This window comes from Actinotalea solisilvae (assembly GCF_016464425.1).
Lineage (GTDB): Bacteria > Actinomycetota > Actinomycetes > Actinomycetales > Cellulomonadaceae > Actinotalea > Actinotalea solisilvae.
Map to the genome: position 1 here is coordinate 314,303 of NZ_JADDKQ010000009.1, position 16,898 is coordinate 331,200.

A 16,898-nucleotide genomic window follows, 5' to 3' on the forward strand; every position below is an offset into this window, starting at 1 on the left:
TCCCGCCCCGCCCCCCAGCCCGGGCGCCGAGGTCGCTGGTCCCCGCGGCCCGGGCCGGCCCGAACCAGCGACCTCGGTGGGGTGCGGTCAGTAGGGTGCGGACATGGACGACGGCGTTGTCGGATCGGATCTCCCGCGCGCGACGAGGAGCGCGTCGGTCGACGCGGTGGTCGTAGGGGCGGGCCTGGCCGGCCTCGTCGCCGCGGCCGAGCTCACGGCGGCCGGGCGCAGGGTCCTCGTGCTCGAGCAGGAGCCGGCGGCGAGCCTCGGCGGCCAGGCCTGGTGGTCCTTCGGGGGCCTGTTCCTCGTCGACTCCCCCGAGCAGCGCCGCCTGCGCGTGCGCGACAGCGCCGAGCTCGCCCTCGCCGACTGGCTCGGGTCGGCCGCGTTCGACCCCCACGACCCGCTGGACGACGACCCCCGCCGCTGGGCCGAGGCCTTCGTCGAGTTCGCCGCGGGCCCGATGCGCGAGTGGCTGCACCGACAGGGCGTGCGCTTCTTCCCGGCGGTCCAGTGGGCGGAGCGCGGCGGCTACCTCGCGGGCGGGCACGGCAACTCGGTGCCGCGGTTCCACATCGTCTGGGGCACGGGCCCCGCGATCTGCGCACCGTTCGTCGCCGCGCTGCGCGAGGCGCGCGACGCCGGCCTGGCGGACGTCCGCTTCCGGCACCGCGTCACGGCGCTCGAGACGACCGCCGGGCGCGTCACCGGCGTCAGCGGCGAGCTGCTGGCCGACGACGACGCCCCGCGCGGCGCCCCCTCGAGCCGGCGCGTCATCGGGCGGTTCCGGGTCGACGCGCCCGCCGTCGTCGTGACGTCGGGCGGCATCGGCGCCGACCACGACCTCGTGCGCGCCGCGTGGCCCGCCGAGCACGGGCGCCTGCCCGAGCGGATGCTCTCGGGCGTCCCGGACCACGTCGACGGGCGGATGATCACGGCCACCGCGGCGGCGGGCGGCGCCGTCGTGCACGCGGGGCGGATGTGGCACTACCCCGAGGGGATCGCGAACCACTCCCCCGTGTGGAGCCGGCACGGCATCCGCATCCTGCCCGGCCCCAGCTCGCTCTGGCTCGACGCCGACGGCAACCGCCTGCCCGCACCCCTCTTCCCGGGCTTCGACGCGCTCGGGGCGCTGCGGCACGTCGTCGGGCGCGGCGACGACCACTCCTGGTTCGTGCTCAACCGCGCCATCATGGGGACCGAGTTCGCGCTCTCGGGCTCCGAGCAGAACCCCGACCTGACCGGCAAGGACGCGCGCGCCGTGCTGCAGCGGGCGCTGCCCGGCGCGGTGCTGCCCGTCGAGCGGTTCGCCGAGCTCAGCGAGGAGTTCGTCCGGGCGGACACCCCGGCCGGCCTCGCGCGGGGCATGAACGCGCTGACCGTCACCGACCGGATCGACCCCGTCGCGCTCGAGCGGACGATCCGCGCGCGCGACGCCCAGGTCGCGACGGGGCTCGGCAAGGACCCCCAGGTCGTGGCCACCGCGATGGCCCGGCGGTACGTCGTCGACCGCGTCGTCCGCGTCGCGCCGCCGGCGCCGATCCTCGCGCCCGAGGACGGCCCGCTGCTCGCGGTCCGGCTGTCGGTGCTCACGCGCAAGACGCTCGGCGGGCTGCACACGGACACCCAGGGCCGCGTGCTGCGCGCGGACGGGAGCCCGCTCGACGGCGTCTGGGCCGCGGGCGAGGCCGCGGGCTTCGGCGGCGGCGGCATGCACGGGCACCGCGCGCTCGAGGGCACGTTCCTCGGCGGGTGCCTGTTCTCGGGGCACGTCGCGGGCCGCTCGGTCGCCGCCCACCTGCGGGACTGACGCCGACGGCCCCGCCCCCCGGGAGGGGACGGGGCCGTCGGGCGCACGGCTCAGGCGTTGGCGACCAGCCCGGTCTCCGCGACCGAGGCGAGGTGCTCGTTCTTCGGCACGATGCGGACCGTGTAGCCGAACGGCCCCGACGCGCCCAGGCGGACGTCGCCCGCGAAGGCGTGGCGTCCGGCCTCGTAGCCCTCGACGTGCGCCAGCTCCTCGCGCCGGACGTCGCTGAGCTCGTCGGCCTCCGACACGCGGCCGTGCACGACCTCGACCGCGACGTCCTGCGGGCGCAGCGAGCCGAGCGACACGTACGCGCGCACCTGGAGCACGTCGCCCACCTGCGCCACCTCGCCCACGCCGACGGACTCGACGTGGTCGACGCGCACGTGGGGCCAGCCCTCGCGCACGGCCTGCTTCCACGCGGCGAGCTCCTTGGCGCCCGGGAAGCCGGCGCCGTTGAGCGAGCGACCCGCGACCGCGGCCGGCGTGTAGAGCCGGCGGACGTAGTCCGCCACCATGCGCGTCGCCTGGACCTTCGGGCCGAGCGTCGCGAGCGTGTGCCGCACCATCTCGAGCCAGCGGACCGGCAGGCCCCGCTCGTCGCGGTCGTAGAACCGCGCGGCGACCTGGTTCTCGATGAGGTCGTACAGCGCGGCCGCCTCGAGGTCGTCGCGGCGGTCCGGGTCGTCGACGCCGTCGGCGGTCGGGATGGCCCAGCCGTTCTCGCCGTCGTACCACTCGTCCCACCAGCCGTCGAGGATCGAGAGGTTGAGGCCGCCGTTGAGCGCGGCCTTCATGCCCGACGTGCCGCACGCCTCGAGCGGGCGCAGCGGGTTGTTGAGCCACACGTCGCAGCCCGGGTAGAGCGTCTGGGCCATCGCGATGTCGTAGTTCGGCAGGAACACGATGCGGTGGCGCACGCCCGCGTCGTCGGCGAACCGGACGAGCTGCTGGATGAGGCGCTTGCCCTGGTCGTCGGCCGGGTGCGACTTGCCCGCGATGACGAGCTGGACGGGACGCTCGGGGTGCAGCAGGAGCGAGCGCAGGCGCTCGGGGTCGCTGAGCATGAGCGTCAGCCGCTTGTACGTGGGCACGCGGCGCGCGAACCCGATGGTCAGGACGTCGGGGTCGAGGACGTCGTCGACCCAGCCCAGCTCGGCCGGGCTCGCGCCGCGGTGACGCCACGAGCCGCGCACCCGCTCGCGCGCGTTCGCAACGAGCTGCGCGCGCAGCGTGCGACGCATGGCCCACAGGTCCTCGTCGGCCACGCCGTCGGGGCGCAGCCAGCCCGTGCCGTCCTCGAGCTCGGCCTCCGACAGGTGCCGCGTCGCGAGGTCCACGAGCTTGCGGTCGACCCACGTGGGCGAGTGCACGCCGTTGGTGACGGACGAGATCGGGACCTCCGCCTCGTCGAAGCCCGCCCACAGCCCGTTGAACATCCCGCGCGAGACCTCGCCGTGCAGCAGCGACACGCCGTTGGCGCGGCCGCCCAGGCGCAGGCCCATGACGGCCATGTTGAACAGCGTCGGGTCGCCGCCCTCGTAGTCCTCGGCGCCGAGCGCGAGGACCCGCTCGACGGGGACGCCGTCGATCGCGAGGTCGCCGCCGAAGTACTGCGCGACGAGCGAGGCCTCGAAGCGGTCGATGCCGGCCGGGACGGGCGTGTGCGTCGTGAAGACGGTGGCGGCGCGCACGGCCTCGAGCGCGTCGTCGAACGCCAGGCCGACCTCGCCCACGAGCTCGCGGATCCGCTCGATGCCGAGGAACCCCGCGTGGCCCTCGTTGGTGTGGTAGACCTCCGGCGCCGGGGCGCCCGTGAGGCGCGACCACAGCCGCAGCGCCTTGACGCCGCCGACGCCGAGCAGCAGCTCCTGCTGGAGGCGGTGCTCGCCCCCGCCGCCGTAGAGGCGGTCGGTCACCTTCCGGGCCAGGTCGTCGTTCTCGGGGACGTTGGAGTCGAGCAGGAGGAGCGGCACGCGCCCGACGGCGGCGCGCCACACGTGCGCGTGCAGCGTGCGGCCCCCGGGCAGGGGCAGCGAGACGCGCGCCGGCGCGCCGTCGGCCTCGCGCAGGAGCGTCAGGGGCAGGCCGTCCGGGTCGATGACGGGGTAGGACTCGACCTGCCAGCCGTCGCGCGAGAGCGCCTGCTTGAAGTAGCCCGCCCCGTAGAGGAGGCCGACGCCGACGATCGGGACACCCAGGTCGGACGCGCTCTTGAGGTGGTCGCCCGCGAGGATGCCGAGGCCGCCGGAGTACTGCGGCAGCACCGAGGTGATGCCGAACTCGGGCGAGAAGTAGGCGATCGCGGCGGGCAGCGACGGGTCGGCCGCCGCCTCGCGCTGGTACCACCGGTCCTCGGCGAGGTAGCGCGCCAGGTCGGCGGACGCCTCGCGCACGCGGGCGACGAAGCCCGCGTCGGCCGCGAGCGCCGCGAGGCGGTCCGGGCCGAGGGCGCCGAGCAGGGCGACGGGGTCGCCGTTGACGCTCTCCCACAGGCGGGCGTCGAGCCCGGCGAACAGGTCCCGCGTCGGCGCGTGCCACGACCAGCGCAGGTTGTGGGCGAGCTCGTCGAGGTCCGCCAGCTCGGCGGGCAGGACGGTACGGACGGTGAATCGGCGGATGGCTCTCACGGGCGTGAGCGTAGACGGTCCGACGGCGCCGCAGCCACCATTGCTGCAAGTATCTGCAAGCGTTGCGGCCTCCGCGGACCTCGCGGGCTCCGGCGGCCGGGGACACCCGCGCAGGTCGCGGGCCCGGGCGCGTCCGACCGAGGCTCCGGTGCCCCGCGCGCGACCTCACCCGCACCGCTCGGCGCGCCCGTCGGGCCCGTCCACCAGATGGACGCCGGTCGGGCGCCCCTGCCGTGTCCGGATGCCGTCCGGCCGGGCGCCTGGGTAGGTTCGAGGGGTGACGCCGTCCACGCCGCCCCCTCCGCCCCGAACGCCGTCCACCCCTCCCCGCACGAAGGCCCGCCGGGCCTCGCGGTCCGCCGCGGCCGCGGCCCAGCCGGAGCCGGGTCGGACCTCGGTGCCGGTCCCGCCCGAGCCCGGCGCCCCGCCCGCGCCGCCAGCCGCCGCCGCGCCGCCGGCGCCGCGCGTGCCGCCCGCCCCGCCCGTGCCGCCGGCACCGCCGCGACCCTCGGCGCAGCCCTGGACCCCCACGCCCGCGCCCCGCGTCGGGCGCATCCCCGTCGTCGGCGTGGGACCGGTCGTCGAGGGCGGCCGCTGGCCCGCCAAGGCGGTCGTGGGCGAGGCCGTCGAGGTCACGGCGACCGTGTTCCGCGAGGGGCACGACGCCGTCGCGGCCACGGCGGTGCTCATCGCGCCGGACGGCACCGACCGCACCGCGGTCCGCATGGACGTCGTCAACAAGGGCCTCGACAGCTACCGCGCCGACCTCGTCCCCGACGCCCCCGGCTCCTGGGGCTTCCGCGTCGAGGGCTGGTCCGACCCGTACGGCACCTGGAGCCACGACGCGAGCGTCAAGGTCGCCGCCGGGGTCGACGTGGAGCTCATGCTGGCCGAGGGCGCCGCGCTGCTCGAGCGCGCCGCGAGCCGTCCCGGGCTGCCGTCCGACGTCGCGCGCGTGCTCGCGGACGCCGTCGCCGGCCTGCGGGACACGACGCGCCCGCCGGGTGCGCGCCTGGCCGCGGGCCTGGCGCCCGAGGTCGAGGAGGCGCTCGCCGCGCACCCGCTGCGCGAGCACGTGAGCCCGAGCGACACCTACCCGCTGCTCGTGCAGCGCGAGCTCGCGCTCGTCGGCTCCTGGTACGAGCTCTTCCCGCGGTCCGAGGGCGCGGTGCAGGACCCGGTGACGCACGAGTGGCGCTCGGGCACCCTGCGCACCGCCGCCGAGCGCCTGCCGGCGATCGCCGCCATGGGCTTCGACGTCGCGTACCTGACGCCGATCCACCCCATCGGGACCACGTACCGCAAGGGGCGCAACAACTCGCTCGACACCGAGCCGGGCGACCCGGGCTCGCCGTACGCCATCGGCTCGCCCGACGGCGGCCACGACGCGATCCACCCCGAGCTGGGCACCTTCGAGGACTTCGACCACTTCGTCGCCGTCGCGCGCGAGAACGGGCTCGAGGTCGCGCTCGACCTCGCGCTCCAGTGCTCGCCGGACCACCCGTGGGTGCGCGAGCACCCCGAGTGGTTCACGACCCGCATCGACGGCTCGATCGCCTACGCGGAGAACCCGCCCAAGAAGTACCAGGACATCTACCCGCTCAACTTCGACAACGACCCCGAGGGCATCTACGCCGAGGTGCGGCGCGTGCTCCAGGTCTGGATCGACCACGGCGTGACCGCGTTCCGCGTCGACAACCCGCACACGAAGCCGCTCCCGTTCTGGGAGTGGCTCATCGCGGACGTCAACGCCGCGCACCCGGACGTAATCTTCCTCGCGGAGGCCTTCACCAGGCCCGCGATGATGCACACGCTCGCGCGGATCGGCTTCCACCAGTCGTACACGTACTTCACCTGGCGCAACACCAAGGAGGAGCTCGCCGAGTACCTCGAGGAGGTCTCCGGACCGGCCGCGGCGTACATGCGACCGAGCTTCTGGCCGACGACGCACGACATCCTCACGCCGTACATGCAGCACGGCGGTCCGCCGGCGTTCGCGATCCGCGCCGTCCTCGCGGCCACGGGCGCGCCCACGTGGGGCATCTACTCGGGCTACGAGCTCGTCGAGAACGTGCCCCGGCCCGGTGTCGAGGAGCAGATCGACAACGAGAAGTACGAGTTCAAGCCGCGCGACTGGGCCGCCGCCGAGGCGACGGGCATCGGCCACCTGCTCGGCCGGCTCAACGCCATCCGGCGCGAGCACCCGGCCCTCCGGCGCCTGCGCGGCCTGACGGTCCACCCCACGAGCGACGACGCGATCCTGTGCTTCTCGCGCCACGTGACGGCCGCGCAGTCCCCCACCGGGCGCGCCGACGCCGTCGTCGTCGTGGTCAACACCGACCCGCACACGACGCGCGAGGCGGTACTCGACCTGGACCTCGCCGCGCTCGGCGTGCACGCGCCGCACGACCAGGACGCGCCCGCGTTCGCCGCCCACGACCTGCTCTCCGGCGCCGTCTACGCCTGGGGCGCGCACCCGTACGTGCGCCTCGACCCGTGGACCCAGTGCGCCCACATCATCGGTGTGAGGACCCTGTGACCGCTGACCGGCCCGAGAACCAGATGATCCCGGCCCCGGACCGGGAGCCGCCGGTGAACCCGCCGATCGAGGTGGCGGCCGGTCGACGCGCCGCCGACCCGCAGGGCGCGCTGCCGCCGCGCCCCGTGCCCACGTACGCCCTGCCGACCGCGGCGCCGTCGGGCCTCGTCGCGGACCCCGAGTGGTACCGCACGGCCGTGTTCTACGAGGTCATGCTGCGCTGCTTCTCGGACTCGACGGGCGCCGGCTCGGGCGACCTGCGCGGCCTCATCGACCGGCTCGACTACCTCCAGTGGCTCGGCGTCGACTGCCTCTGGCTGCCGCCGTTCTACCCCTCGCCCCTGCGCGACGGCGGCTACGACGTCGCCGACTTCACGGCGATCGCGCCGCAGTACGGGACGATCGGCGACTTCACCGAGCTCATCGAGAAGTCCCACGAGCGCGGCATGCGCGTGATCATCGACCTGGTGATGAACCACACGAGCGACCAGCACCCGTGGTTCCAGGCCTCGCGCTCGGACCCCGAGGGCCCCTACGGCGACTTCTACGTGTGGAGCGACGACAACACGCGCTACGAGGACGCGCGCATCATCTTCGTCGACACCGAGACGTCCAACTGGACCTTCGACCCGGTGCGCCGGCAGTACTTCTGGCACCGGTTCTTCAGCCACCAGCCGGACCTCAACTTCGAGAACCCCCAGGTCCGCGAGGCCATGAAGGACGTCGCGCGGTTCTGGTTGCGCATCGGCGTGGACGGCTTCCGCCTGGACGCGGTGCCCTACCTCTTCGAGGAGGAGGGCACCAACTGCGAGAACCTCCCGCGGACGCACGAGTACCTCGCCGAGATGCGCGCGATGGTCGACGCCGAGTTCCCCGGCCGGATCATGCTCGCCGAGGCGAACCAGTGGCCCGAGGACGTCATCCCGTACTACGGCACGGACGAGGCGCCCGAGTGCCACATGTGCTTCCACTTCCCCGTCATGCCCCGGATCTTCTACTCGATCAAGGACCAGCGGGCGAACCAGATCGTCGACATCCTCGCCGACACGCCGCGCATCCCCGCGGGCGGCGGGCAGTGGAGCACGTTCCTGCGCAACCACGACGAGCTCACGCTCGAGATGGTGTCGACCGAGGAGCGCGCGTCCATGTACGGCTGGTACGCGCCGGACCCGCGCATGCGCGCCAACGTCGGCATCCGGCGTCGGCTCGCGCCCCTGCTCGACAACTCGCGCGCCGAGATCGAGCTGGCGCACGCGCTCCTGCTCTCGCTGCCGGGCAGCCCGTGCCTGTACTACGGCGACGAGATCGGCATGGGCGACAACATCTGGCTGCCCGACCGCGACGCGGTGCGCACGCCCATGCAGTGGACGCCCGACCGCAACGCGGGCTTCTCGACGGCGGACCCCGGCAAGCTCTACCTACCGGTCAACCAGTCGCTCGTGCACAACTACTCGACGATCAACGTCGAGGCCCAGCTCGCGACGCCGACCTCCCTGCTGCACTGGGTCCACGGCATGCTCACCATCCGGCGCCGCCACCCCGTGTTCGGGACCGGCGACTTCGTCACGCTCCAGTGCGACAACGAGTCGGTGCTCGCCTACCTGCGGCAGAGCAGCGACGAGACCGTGCTGTGCGTCGCGAACCTGGCGTCGACGCCGCGGTCGGGCGTCGTCCGCCTCCCGGACCACGCGGGCCACGCGCTGCACGACGTGTTCGGCGGCGCCGCGTTCCCGACGATCGGCCAGGACGGGACGCTCTCGCTGACGCTCGGCTCGCGTGACTTCTTCTGGCTCACGGTGACGCCGCCCCCGGGGTGAGCGGGACCCCGGGCGCGGCCTGACCGCGCGCACGGGCGCGGGCCGGGTGAGGATCGTCGGCGACGACACACCGGGAGGTGCGGATGGACGGCAGCGGTGACCGGCAGCGGACGCTGCGCGCGACGCCCGACGACGGCGCGGCCCCGGCCGGGCTGCGCGCCCTGGTGGACGCGTGGCTGCCCGGGCGGCGGTGGTACCCGGCCAAGGGCAGCACGGGCACGCTGCCCGTCGTCGCCGTCCTGACGCTCGAGGACCCGGCCGGCGAGGCGACCGTCCGGGTCGAGCTGCTCCGGCTGCCCGGCGGCGGCCTGCTCCAGGTGCCGCTCGTGCTGCGCGCCCCCGGCTCCCCCGCGGCGACCGACGCCGCCCCAGGCGCCGTCGTGGGGCGGCTCGCGGACGGGACCGCGGTGGTCGACGGGACGTCCGACGCGGCCTTCCTGCGCGCGTGGCTCGCGGCCGCCGAGGGTGACGGGGCGGGTGCGCCCGACCTCGGGGGGGCCAAGGTCATGACGGGCGAGCAGTCCAACACGTCGGTGCTGCTGCCCGCCGCGTCGCCGCCCGCGATCCTCAAGGTGTTCCGCACCGTCGGTGTCGGGCCCAACCCCGACGTCGAGGTGCCGCTCGCGCTCAGCCGCGCGGGCTGGCGCGGCGTCCCGCGCCCGCTGGCGTGGCTCGCCGCGTCCTGGCCCGGCGCCGACGGCGAGGAGGGCGGCCACCTGGGCGTGCTCAGCGAGCTCGTCACGGACGCCCAGGACGGCTTCGAGGTCGCCTGCCGCCACGCGCGCGACGACGAGGACTTCGCGGACCTCGCGCGCGAGCTGGGCCGGACCACGGCGCAGATGCACGACGCGCTGCGCCGCGCCCTGCCGGTGGGCGGGTCCGGCGCGCCCGTCGCACCCCGCACGCCCGCCCGGACCGACGCGACCGTGCTCGCGACCCTGCGCGACCGCGCGGCCGCCGCGGTGACGGCCGCACCCCTCCTCGCCGACCGCAGCGGCGCCGTCGACCGCGTGCTCGCGCAGGTCGAGGGCCTGGACCTGCCGCCGCTCCAGCGGGTCCACGGCGACTACCACCTCGGCCAGGTGCTGCGCGCGCCCGGACGCGGCTGGGTGGTACTCGACTTCGAGGGCGAGCCCCAGGCGTCCGCGGACGAGCGGACCCGGCCGGACCTCGCGCTGCGCGACCTCGCCGGCATGCTCCGCTCGGTGGACTACGCGGCCGCCGTCGGCCACGGCACCGCCGCGTGGGCCGAGCGCGCGCGCGACGCCCTGGTCGAGGGCTACCTCGCCGAGGCCGGCGGGGTGACGACCGACCGGCTCACGGGGACGCTGCTGCACGCCCTCGAGCTCGACAAGGCGCTCTACGAGGTCGTCTACGAGTCGCGGAACCGGCCCGACTGGGTCGCGATCCCGCTGGGCGGCGTCGACCGCCTGCTCGACGCCGCCTGACGCCCGGGCCCCGGCGCCGGCCGACCCGCGGTCCGCGGGCGGCCTCGTGGTCTTGGTGCAGGGGAGGTCCCACCGTGGCAGGGTGAGGACATGAGCCTGCCGCCCACCTCGATGCCCCCGGCCCACCCCCGCGACGTCGTGACCGCGGAGCTCGACGCGATCGCCGCAGGCGTGCACCAGGACCCCCACCGGGTGCTCGGCGCGCACCTCGACGGCGACACGGTGACGGTGCGCGCGCTGCGCCCCCTCGCCGACGCCGTCGTCGTGGTGACGCCCGAGGGCGAGCACGCCGCGCGCCACGAGCACGGCGGCGTCTGGGTCGCGGCGTTCCGCGCGGCGACCGTCCCCGACTACCGCCTGCGGGTCACCTACGGCGAGCTCACCACCGTCGCGGACGACCCGTACCGGTTCCTGCCGACCCTCGGCGAGGTCGACCTCCACCTCATCAGCGAGGGGCGCCACGAGGAGCTGTGGACCGTCCTCGGCGCGAACGTCCGGACCTACCCGTCGGTGCTCGGCGACGTCGTCGGGACCTCCTTCGCGGTGTGGGCCCCGAACGCGCAGGCCGTGCGCGTCATCGGTGACTTCAACCACTGGCAGGGCGCGGCGCACGCCCTGCGCTCGCTCGGCAGCACGGGTGTGTGGGAGCTGTTCGTGCCCGACGTGCGCGGCGGAGCGCGCTACAAGTTCGAGATCCTCACGCGCGACGGCTCATGGCGCCAGAAGGCCGACCCGCTCGCCCAGGGCACGGAGGTCCCGCCGGCGACGGCGTCGGTCGTCGTCGAGTCGGAGCACCGCTGGGACGACGCGGCGTGGCTCGAGCGGCGCGCGGCCAGCGACCCGCACCACGGGCCGATGAGCATCTACGAGGTGCACCTCGGGTCCTGGCGGCCCGGCCTGGGCTACCGCGAGCTCGCGGACCAGCTCACCGCGTACGTCGTCGAGATGGGCTTCACGCACGTCGAGCTGCTCCCCGTCGCGGAGCACCCCTTCGGCGGGTCCTGGGGCTACCAGGTCAGCTCGTACTACGCGCCGACGTCGCGGTTCGGCCACCCCGACGACTTCCGCCACCTCGTGGACCGGCTGCACCAGGCCGGCGTGGGCGTGCTGCTCGACTGGGTGCCGGCCCACTTCCCCAAGGACGAGTGGGCGCTCGGCCGCTTCGACGGCAGCCCGCTCTACGAGCACCCGGACCCGCTGCTGGGCGAGCAGCCGGACTGGGGGACGTACGTGTTCAACTTCGGCCGCAACGAGGTGCGCAACTTCCTCGTGGCCAACGCGACGTACTGGCTCGAGGAGTTCCACGTCGACGGGCTGCGCGTCGACGCCGTCGCGTCGATGCTCTACCTCGACTACTCCCGCGGCCACGGGCAGTGGCGGCCGAACGTCCACGGCGGGCGCGAGAACCTCGAGGCGATCCGCTTCATCCAGGAGGCCAACGCGACGGCCTACCGCCGCACGCCCGGGATCATGATGATCGCCGAGGAGTCGACCGCGTGGCCCGGCGTCACGGCGCCGACCGACGGCGGGGGCCTGGGCTTCGGCCTCAAGTGGAACATGGGCTGGATGAACGACACCCTGCGCTACCTCGCGGAGGAGCCGATCAACCGGCGCTACCACCACCACGAGGCGACGTTCTCGCTGGTCTACGCGTTCTCCGAGCACTTCGTGCTCCCGATCAGCCACGACGAGGTCGTGCACGGCAAGGGGTCGCTGCTGCGCAAGATGCCGGGCGACCACTGGCAGCAGGCCGCGGGCGTGCGCTCGCTGCTCGCCTACCAGTGGTCCCACCCGGGCAAGCAGCTGCTCTTCATGGGCTCCGAGTTCGGCCAGGCGGCCGAGTGGGCCGAGGGCCGGAGCCTCGACTGGCACCTGCTCCAGTACCCCGAGCACGCGGGCATCTCGCGCCTCGTCACGGACCTCAACCGGTTCTACCGGGGCGAGCCCGCGCTGTGGGTGCTCGACAAGGACCCGGCGGGCTTCGAGTGGGTCGACGCGCAGGACTCCGACCACAACGTGCTCAGCTACATCCGCCGCGACGGGCAGGGCCGCACGGTCGTCGTCGTCGTCAACTTCGCGGGCACGCCGCACGAGGGCTACCGGGTCGGCCTGCCCTCGGGCGGCACGTGGGTCGAGGCGCTCAACACCGACGCCGAGGTCTACGGCGGCTCGGGGGTGGGCAACCTCGGGCGCGTGCAGGCGATCGACCACCCGCTGCACGCGCAGCGGCACTCGGTCACCCTGCGCGTCCCGCCGCTGGGCGCGGTCTTCCTCGTGCCCGAGGGCCAGGAGCCCGTCGCCTGACCCGCGCGGGCGCGGCGCCGGGGTGGCCGGCGCCGCGCCCGCGCGCCGCTCCGGCGGCCCGGCGCAGCCGGACGGGGGGGGCCGCGCGCCCGGGGGCGCGCCGGGGGGGCGGGCGGGGGGGGGGGCCCCCCCCCCCCCCCCCCCCCGCCGCTCAGGCGGCCCGGCGCAGCCGGACGGTCGGGAAGTCCACCGGCACGTCCAGGGCGACGTTGACGTAGTTCGTGAAGAGGTTGAGCGCGACGTGCGCGATCGCCTCGACGACCTCCTCGTCGGACCAGCCGTGCTCGCGCACGGCCTCGACGTCCTGGGCCGAGACGTGGCCCCGCGCGTCGACGAGCCGCAGGACGAAGGTCAGCAGCGCCTGCGTGCGCGGGTCGTCCGACCGGCCCTCCTGGGCGTCGGCCATCGCCTCGCGGCCGACCCCGGCCCGGCGCCCGAGCGCCGTGTGGGCCGCGAGGCAGTACTCGCAGCCGTTGCGGTCGGCGACGGCGACGGCGATCTGCTCGCCGAGCGCGGCGCCGAGCGCCCCGCCGCCGAGCGCGCCGAACGCGCCCCACATGCTCGCGAGCGCGGCCGGCGAGCTCGCGACCGCGCGGAACATCGCGGGCGTCGCGCCGAACGTCGCGTGGATCTGGTCGAGCTGCTCGCGCACGGCGCCGGTGGTCGCGGCGGGGTCGAGGAGAGGGACGCGGGACATGGGTGCTCCTTCGGTCGGACGTCGGGGACGTGATCACGGGACCTCCCGCGTCACTCCCCCACCCTGTCGCCCGGCCGCGGACGATCGGGCACGGATCGTCCATCGTTCTTGTCCGATCGTCTGACATCATGCGGTCATGTCGATCGACCGGCTCTCGTCCCTGCTCGAGCGCTTCCGGGTGCGCACCACGACGTTCCACACCGGGCCGCTGTGCGGCGTCACGACGTTCGCCGCGCAGCCCGGGCGGGGCTTCCTGCACGTCCTGCGCCGCGGGTCGATGGAGATCACGCACCGGGACGCCGCCGGCCGGCTCGTGCACCGGCGGATCGACCGGCCGAGCCTCCTGCTCTACCCCCGGCCGCTCGAGCACTCGTTCCGCCACGCGCCGACCGCGGAGTCGGACTTCGCCTGCGCGGCGCTCGACGTCGAGGGCGGTCCGACCCATCCGCTCGTGCGCACCCTGCCCGCGGTCGTCGTCGTCCCGCTCGACGAGGTGGGGTCGCTGGGGCCCTCGCTCGACCTCCTCTTCGCGGAGGTGGACGCCGTCGCGTGCGGCGGGCGCGTGCTCGTCGACCGCCTGTTCGAGGTGGTCCTCGTCCAGCTGTTCCGGTGGATGCTCGAGCACACGGCCGACCTCGCGCTGCCGCCCGGGCTGCTCCCCGGCCTCGCGGACGAGCGCATCGCGCGCGCCCTCGTCGCCGTGCACGAGCGGCCCGGCGACCCGTGGACCCTCGCCTCGATGGCAGGCGAGGCGCACCTGTCCCGGAGCTCCTTCGCGGCCCGCTTCAAGGAGCTCGTCGGGCAGGCGCCCGCGGACTACCTCACGACGTGGCGTCTCACGGTCGCGCAGGACCGCCTGCGGGCCGGCGTCTCGATCGCCCGCACGGCGCACGACGTCGGCTACGCGACGCCCGCCGCGTTCTCGCGCGTCTTCACGCAGCGGCTCGGGTGCTCACCGCGCGCCTGGCTCGCCGCCTCCACCGACACTCCGACGACGGTACCCGCGTAGCGCGCACGGTCCCGCCCGGCCCAGCACCGCACCGCACCGACGAGGCCGGTCAGTAGAGCGCGCTCGCCAGGGCCCGTCGCGCCGCCATGACGCGCGGGTCCGTGTCGCCGACGACGCCGAAGAGCTCGACGAGCCGCACCCGGACCCGCTCGCGCTCGGGGCCGGCGGTCACCCGCACGAGGTCGACGAGGCGCGCGAACGCGTCCTCGACCTGGCCGCCGAGCACGTCGAGGTCCGCGACCACGAGGTGCGCGTCGACGTCGCGCGCGTCGGCCGCGGCGGCCTCCCGGGCAGCGCGCGGGTCGACGCCGACCGTGCGGCGCAGCAGCTCGACCTGCGCCAGCCCTGCGCGCGCCTCGTCGTCGCGGGGGTTCTCCTGGAGCGCCTGCGTGTAGGCGGCGACGGCGCCGTCGAGGTCGTCGCGCTCGATCGCGTCGTACGCGGCCTGGTGGAGCGGCGGGAGCGGCGGCTCCTCGGGCTCCGGCTCGGCGGCCGGCTGCTCGTCGGCGCCGGGCACCGTCCCGGTCACGCCGTTCGCCGCAGCCGCCTGGAGCAGCTGGTCGAGCACCGCCCGCACGTCCTCCTTGCCCGCCGCCCCCTGGAACAGCGGGACGGGCTGGCCGCGCAGCACCGCCACGACGGCCGGCACGCCCTGGGCGCCGAACGCCTGGACGATCTGCGGCGTGGCCTCGGCGTCGACCCGGGCGAGCAGGAAGCGCCCCGCGTACTCGCCCGCGAGGGCGACGAGGTCGGTGACGACGGCCGCGCTCGCCTCGCTCCACGAGGCCCACAGGACGAAGACGACGGGGACCTGGGCCGAGCTCTGGACCACCTGGCCGAACGTCGTCTCGTCCGCCACGTCGACGACGAACGCCGAGCCGCCCGACGCCGCGGGCGGTCCGCCGGGCGCGGGCGCCGGCGTCCGGCCGAGGCCGGACAGGTCGACGGCGCCACGCACGTCGAGGCGCGGGCGGGGTCCGGTGGGCTGCGTCATGGTCGGGTGCTCCTGGGGATCGTCGTCGTGCGGGTCCGGATCGTCCGTGGGGTCGGCCCGCCGGGTCGCGCGCGGCGGCGGGCCGGGAGCCGGTGCGGCGGCAGGCTACTGCCCCTGCACCTGGATGCGGGAGTGCTCGCCGCCGAGCACCCGGACGGGCTCGGTGGAGCCCTCCGGCGGGACCGCGAAGGCGACCACGCTGAGCCACCCGATGACGAGGTTGCTCGCCACGGTGGAGGTGCCCAGCAGGGCGGCGGTCTGGTCGCCGAGCGTCAGGGTGCTGTCGCTGAGGCTGATGGTCGTCACCGTCCGGAAGCCGCCGACCACGATGGCGCCGCCGTCGGCGGTCGCGATCGCGTAGGGCCCGCTGTCCAGCGGCGCGTACGTCTCCGTGAGGGTGCCGTTCGCGCCCACCACGCCCGCGAACGCGGTCCGAGTGCCGGCGATCCCGGCCCGCAGCGGGTCGTCGCTGAACGTCCCGAGGTACGGCGAGGCCGTCCCGTTGGTCAGCAGGTCGACGTAGCGCGTGACGACCTCCGCCGGCGGCACGGCGAGCGTGTCGGCGTCGACCGCGAGCGGGGCGCTGCCCACCTCGGGCTGCGCCGTGGCGGGCATCTCGACGCCGGGGAACAGCCGGGCCCACGACCACAGGCGGTACTGCTCGCGGGGGGCGTCCTGGACCAGCGTGAGCAGCAGCGGCGGCTGGAGGTCCGCGGGCGGCTCGGTCACGACCATGACGGTCCGCGGCCACGTGTCGGTGGTCGGCGCGACGACGGTCTGCGCCGCCGCCGGGACGGGCGTCAGGGCGGCCGGGTCCCCCGCGCGCGCGAGCAGGTACTCGACGGCGCGGATCTCGCGGGCGGGGCCCGTGACCCGCGGGTCGAGCAGGGTCGCCTCGGTCGCGGCGTCGGCCTCGGCGAGCACGGTCGACAGGTCCGCCATGACGTCCTCGACCTGCTCGGTCGTGACGGCGGGCGGCAGGGCGGCGGGGACGGCGTCGGGCTGCGGCTCGGGGAGGGGTGTCGAGCACGCGGCGAGCACGAGGGCCGTCGCCGCGAGGACCGCGGCGCGCACCCGGTTCGGTCGGCGGGTCATCGACGGGGCTCCTCGGGTCGCGGCGTGGCGGGGGGCGTGCCGGGTCGGGCGTCGGGGGCCGCCGGGTCGCGGGGAGCGCGGGCGTCCTGGGGGCCGGTCGCGTCCGGCCCGGCCGACGGCGCACCGGGCTCCGGGGTCGTGCTGGGGAAGCCCCAGGCACGGCGCCACGCGTCGCCCGAGGGCCCCGCGGACGACGGCGGCGTCGCGACGGTCACGTCGGCGACCGCGGGCGGCGGCGTCGTCGGCCGCGCCGCGGCGCCCGGCTCGACGGTGGGCTGCTCGCCCGTCGCGCGGCGGCCCGGGAACCAGCCGCGGCGGCCGTCGTCGGCGCCCGGCCGGTGCGCGCGGCGCTCGCGCGCCTCGGCGAACCGCTGGGACCAGCCCGCCGGCGCGTCGGCGGCGCCGGGCGCCGCGCCCGCGGCCGGCTGCGCCGCGGGCGCCCCGGCGGGAGGACGGTCGGGTGACGCCGTCGGTGACGGCGTGGCCGGCCCGGCGGGTCCTGCGGCCGGGGGCACGGCGGCCGGGGCGGGGGCCGACGGCGTCCAGCCGCGCGGCGCC

General features: G+C 75.8%; 10 protein-coding genes and 1 pseudogene. 6 read left to right on the forward strand and 5 right to left on the reverse strand.

All coding sequences use genetic code 11. From position 1 onward, the window contains the following. Nucleotides 1-103: 103 nt before the first annotated feature. Nucleotides 104-1,810 carry an FAD-binding dehydrogenase gene (locus JIG38_RS10310; protein ID WP_199423701.1) on the forward strand — a complete coding sequence of 569 codons (1,707 nt, stop codon included), beginning with the start codon at nt 104-106 and terminating at the stop codon, nt 1,808-1,810. Between the two features lie 50 nt (nt 1,811-1,860). On the opposite strand, the gene glgP is transcribed toward JIG38_RS10310, so the two are convergent. Continuing rightward, nucleotides 1,861-4,437, reverse strand: a complete 2,577-nt coding sequence (gene glgP, locus JIG38_RS10315; RefSeq protein WP_199423702.1) for an alpha-glucan family phosphorylase — start codon at nt 4,435-4,437, stop codon at nt 1,861-1,863. 484 nt (nt 4,438-4,921) lie between these two features. On the opposite strand from glgP, the gene JIG38_RS10320 reads away from it, so the two are divergent. From JIG38_RS10320 to glgB, 4 genes are all read left to right on the forward strand, one after another. Further along, nucleotides 4,922-6,976: an alpha-1,4-glucan--maltose-1-phosphate maltosyltransferase gene (locus tag JIG38_RS10320; protein WP_199423740.1), complete on the forward strand. Its 2,055-nt coding sequence runs from the start codon at nt 4,922-4,924 to the stop codon at nt 6,974-6,976. A gap of 23 nt (nt 6,977-6,999) precedes the next feature. Then, complete coding sequence (gene treS / locus JIG38_RS10325) at nt 7,000-8,793, forward strand: maltose alpha-D-glucosyltransferase (RefSeq protein WP_199423741.1); 1,794 nt, start codon at nt 7,000-7,002, stop codon at nt 8,791-8,793. Between the two features lie 83 nt (nt 8,794-8,876). Continuing rightward, nucleotides 8,877-10,241 (forward strand): maltokinase N-terminal cap-like domain-containing protein, encoded by a 1,365-nt coding sequence (locus JIG38_RS10330; RefSeq protein WP_199423703.1) that lies wholly within the window; start codon nt 8,877-8,879, stop codon nt 10,239-10,241. 90 nt (nt 10,242-10,331) lie between these two features. Then, nucleotides 10,332-12,545 carry a 1,4-alpha-glucan branching protein GlgB gene (gene glgB, locus JIG38_RS10335; RefSeq protein WP_233404720.1) on the forward strand — a complete coding sequence of 738 codons (2,214 nt, stop codon included), beginning with the start codon at nt 10,332-10,334 and terminating at the stop codon, nt 12,543-12,545. A 151-nt stretch (nt 12,546-12,696) separates the two neighbouring features. Here the strand turns inward: glgB and JIG38_RS10340 are convergent, their stop codons facing one another. Beyond that, nucleotides 12,697-13,242, reverse strand: a complete 546-nt coding sequence (locus JIG38_RS10340) for a carboxymuconolactone decarboxylase family protein (protein ID WP_199423704.1) — start codon at nt 13,240-13,242, stop codon at nt 12,697-12,699. A gap of 136 nt (nt 13,243-13,378) precedes the next feature. Here JIG38_RS10340 and JIG38_RS10345 point away from each other — a divergent pair, with 136 nt between their 5' ends. Continuing rightward, nucleotides 13,379-14,251, forward strand: coding sequence for an AraC family transcriptional regulator (locus JIG38_RS10345; RefSeq protein WP_199423705.1), 873 nt, complete (start codon nt 13,379-13,381; stop codon nt 14,249-14,251). Between the two features lie 49 nt (nt 14,252-14,300). On the opposite strand, the gene JIG38_RS10350 is transcribed toward JIG38_RS10345, so the two are convergent. The 3 genes and pseudogenes from JIG38_RS10350 to JIG38_RS10360 form a co-directional block, all read right to left on the reverse strand. Continuing rightward, the gene (locus JIG38_RS10350) at nt 14,301-15,245 is read right to left on the reverse strand and encodes a tetratricopeptide repeat protein (protein WP_199423706.1); all 945 of its coding nucleotides are present in this window, start codon (nt 15,243-15,245) and stop codon (nt 14,301-14,303) included. Nucleotides 15,246-15,350: 105 nt separating this feature from the next. Beyond that, nucleotides 15,351-16,340, reverse strand: coding sequence for a DUF8094 domain-containing protein (locus tag JIG38_RS10355; RefSeq protein ID WP_199423707.1), 990 nt, complete (start codon nt 16,338-16,340; stop codon nt 15,351-15,353). Then, nucleotides 16,337-16,898: pseudogene (locus tag JIG38_RS10360) on the reverse strand (hypothetical protein); the annotation flags it as partial. The pseudogene JIG38_RS10360 and the gene JIG38_RS10355, both read right to left, overlap by 4 nt.

What these genes read in the sequence shown, in the direction of transcription:
- JIG38_RS10340 (WP_199423704.1), bottom strand. Translation starts at nt 13,242, where the DNA reads ATGTCCCGCGTCCCTCTCCTCGACCCCGCCGCGACCACCGGCGCCGTG.
- JIG38_RS10330 (WP_199423703.1), top strand. Translation starts at nt 8,877, where the DNA reads ATGGACGGCAGCGGTGACCGGCAGCGGACGCTGCGCGCGACGCCCGAC.
- JIG38_RS10350 (WP_199423706.1), bottom strand. Translation starts at nt 15,245, where the DNA reads ATGACGCAGCCCACCGGACCCCGCCCGCGCCTCGACGTGCGTGGCGCC.
- JIG38_RS10310 (WP_199423701.1), top strand. Translation starts at nt 104, where the DNA reads ATGGACGACGGCGTTGTCGGATCGGATCTCCCGCGCGCGACGAGGAGC.
- JIG38_RS10345 (WP_199423705.1), top strand. Translation starts at nt 13,379, where the DNA reads ATGTCGATCGACCGGCTCTCGTCCCTGCTCGAGCGCTTCCGGGTGCGC.
- treS (WP_199423741.1), top strand. Translation starts at nt 7,000, where the DNA reads ATGATCCCGGCCCCGGACCGGGAGCCGCCGGTGAACCCGCCGATCGAG.
- JIG38_RS10355 (WP_199423707.1), bottom strand. Translation starts at nt 16,340, where the DNA reads ATGACCCGCCGACCGAACCGGGTGCGCGCCGCGGTCCTCGCGGCGACG.
- glgB (WP_233404720.1), top strand. Translation starts at nt 10,332, where the DNA reads ATGAGCCTGCCGCCCACCTCGATGCCCCCGGCCCACCCCCGCGACGTC.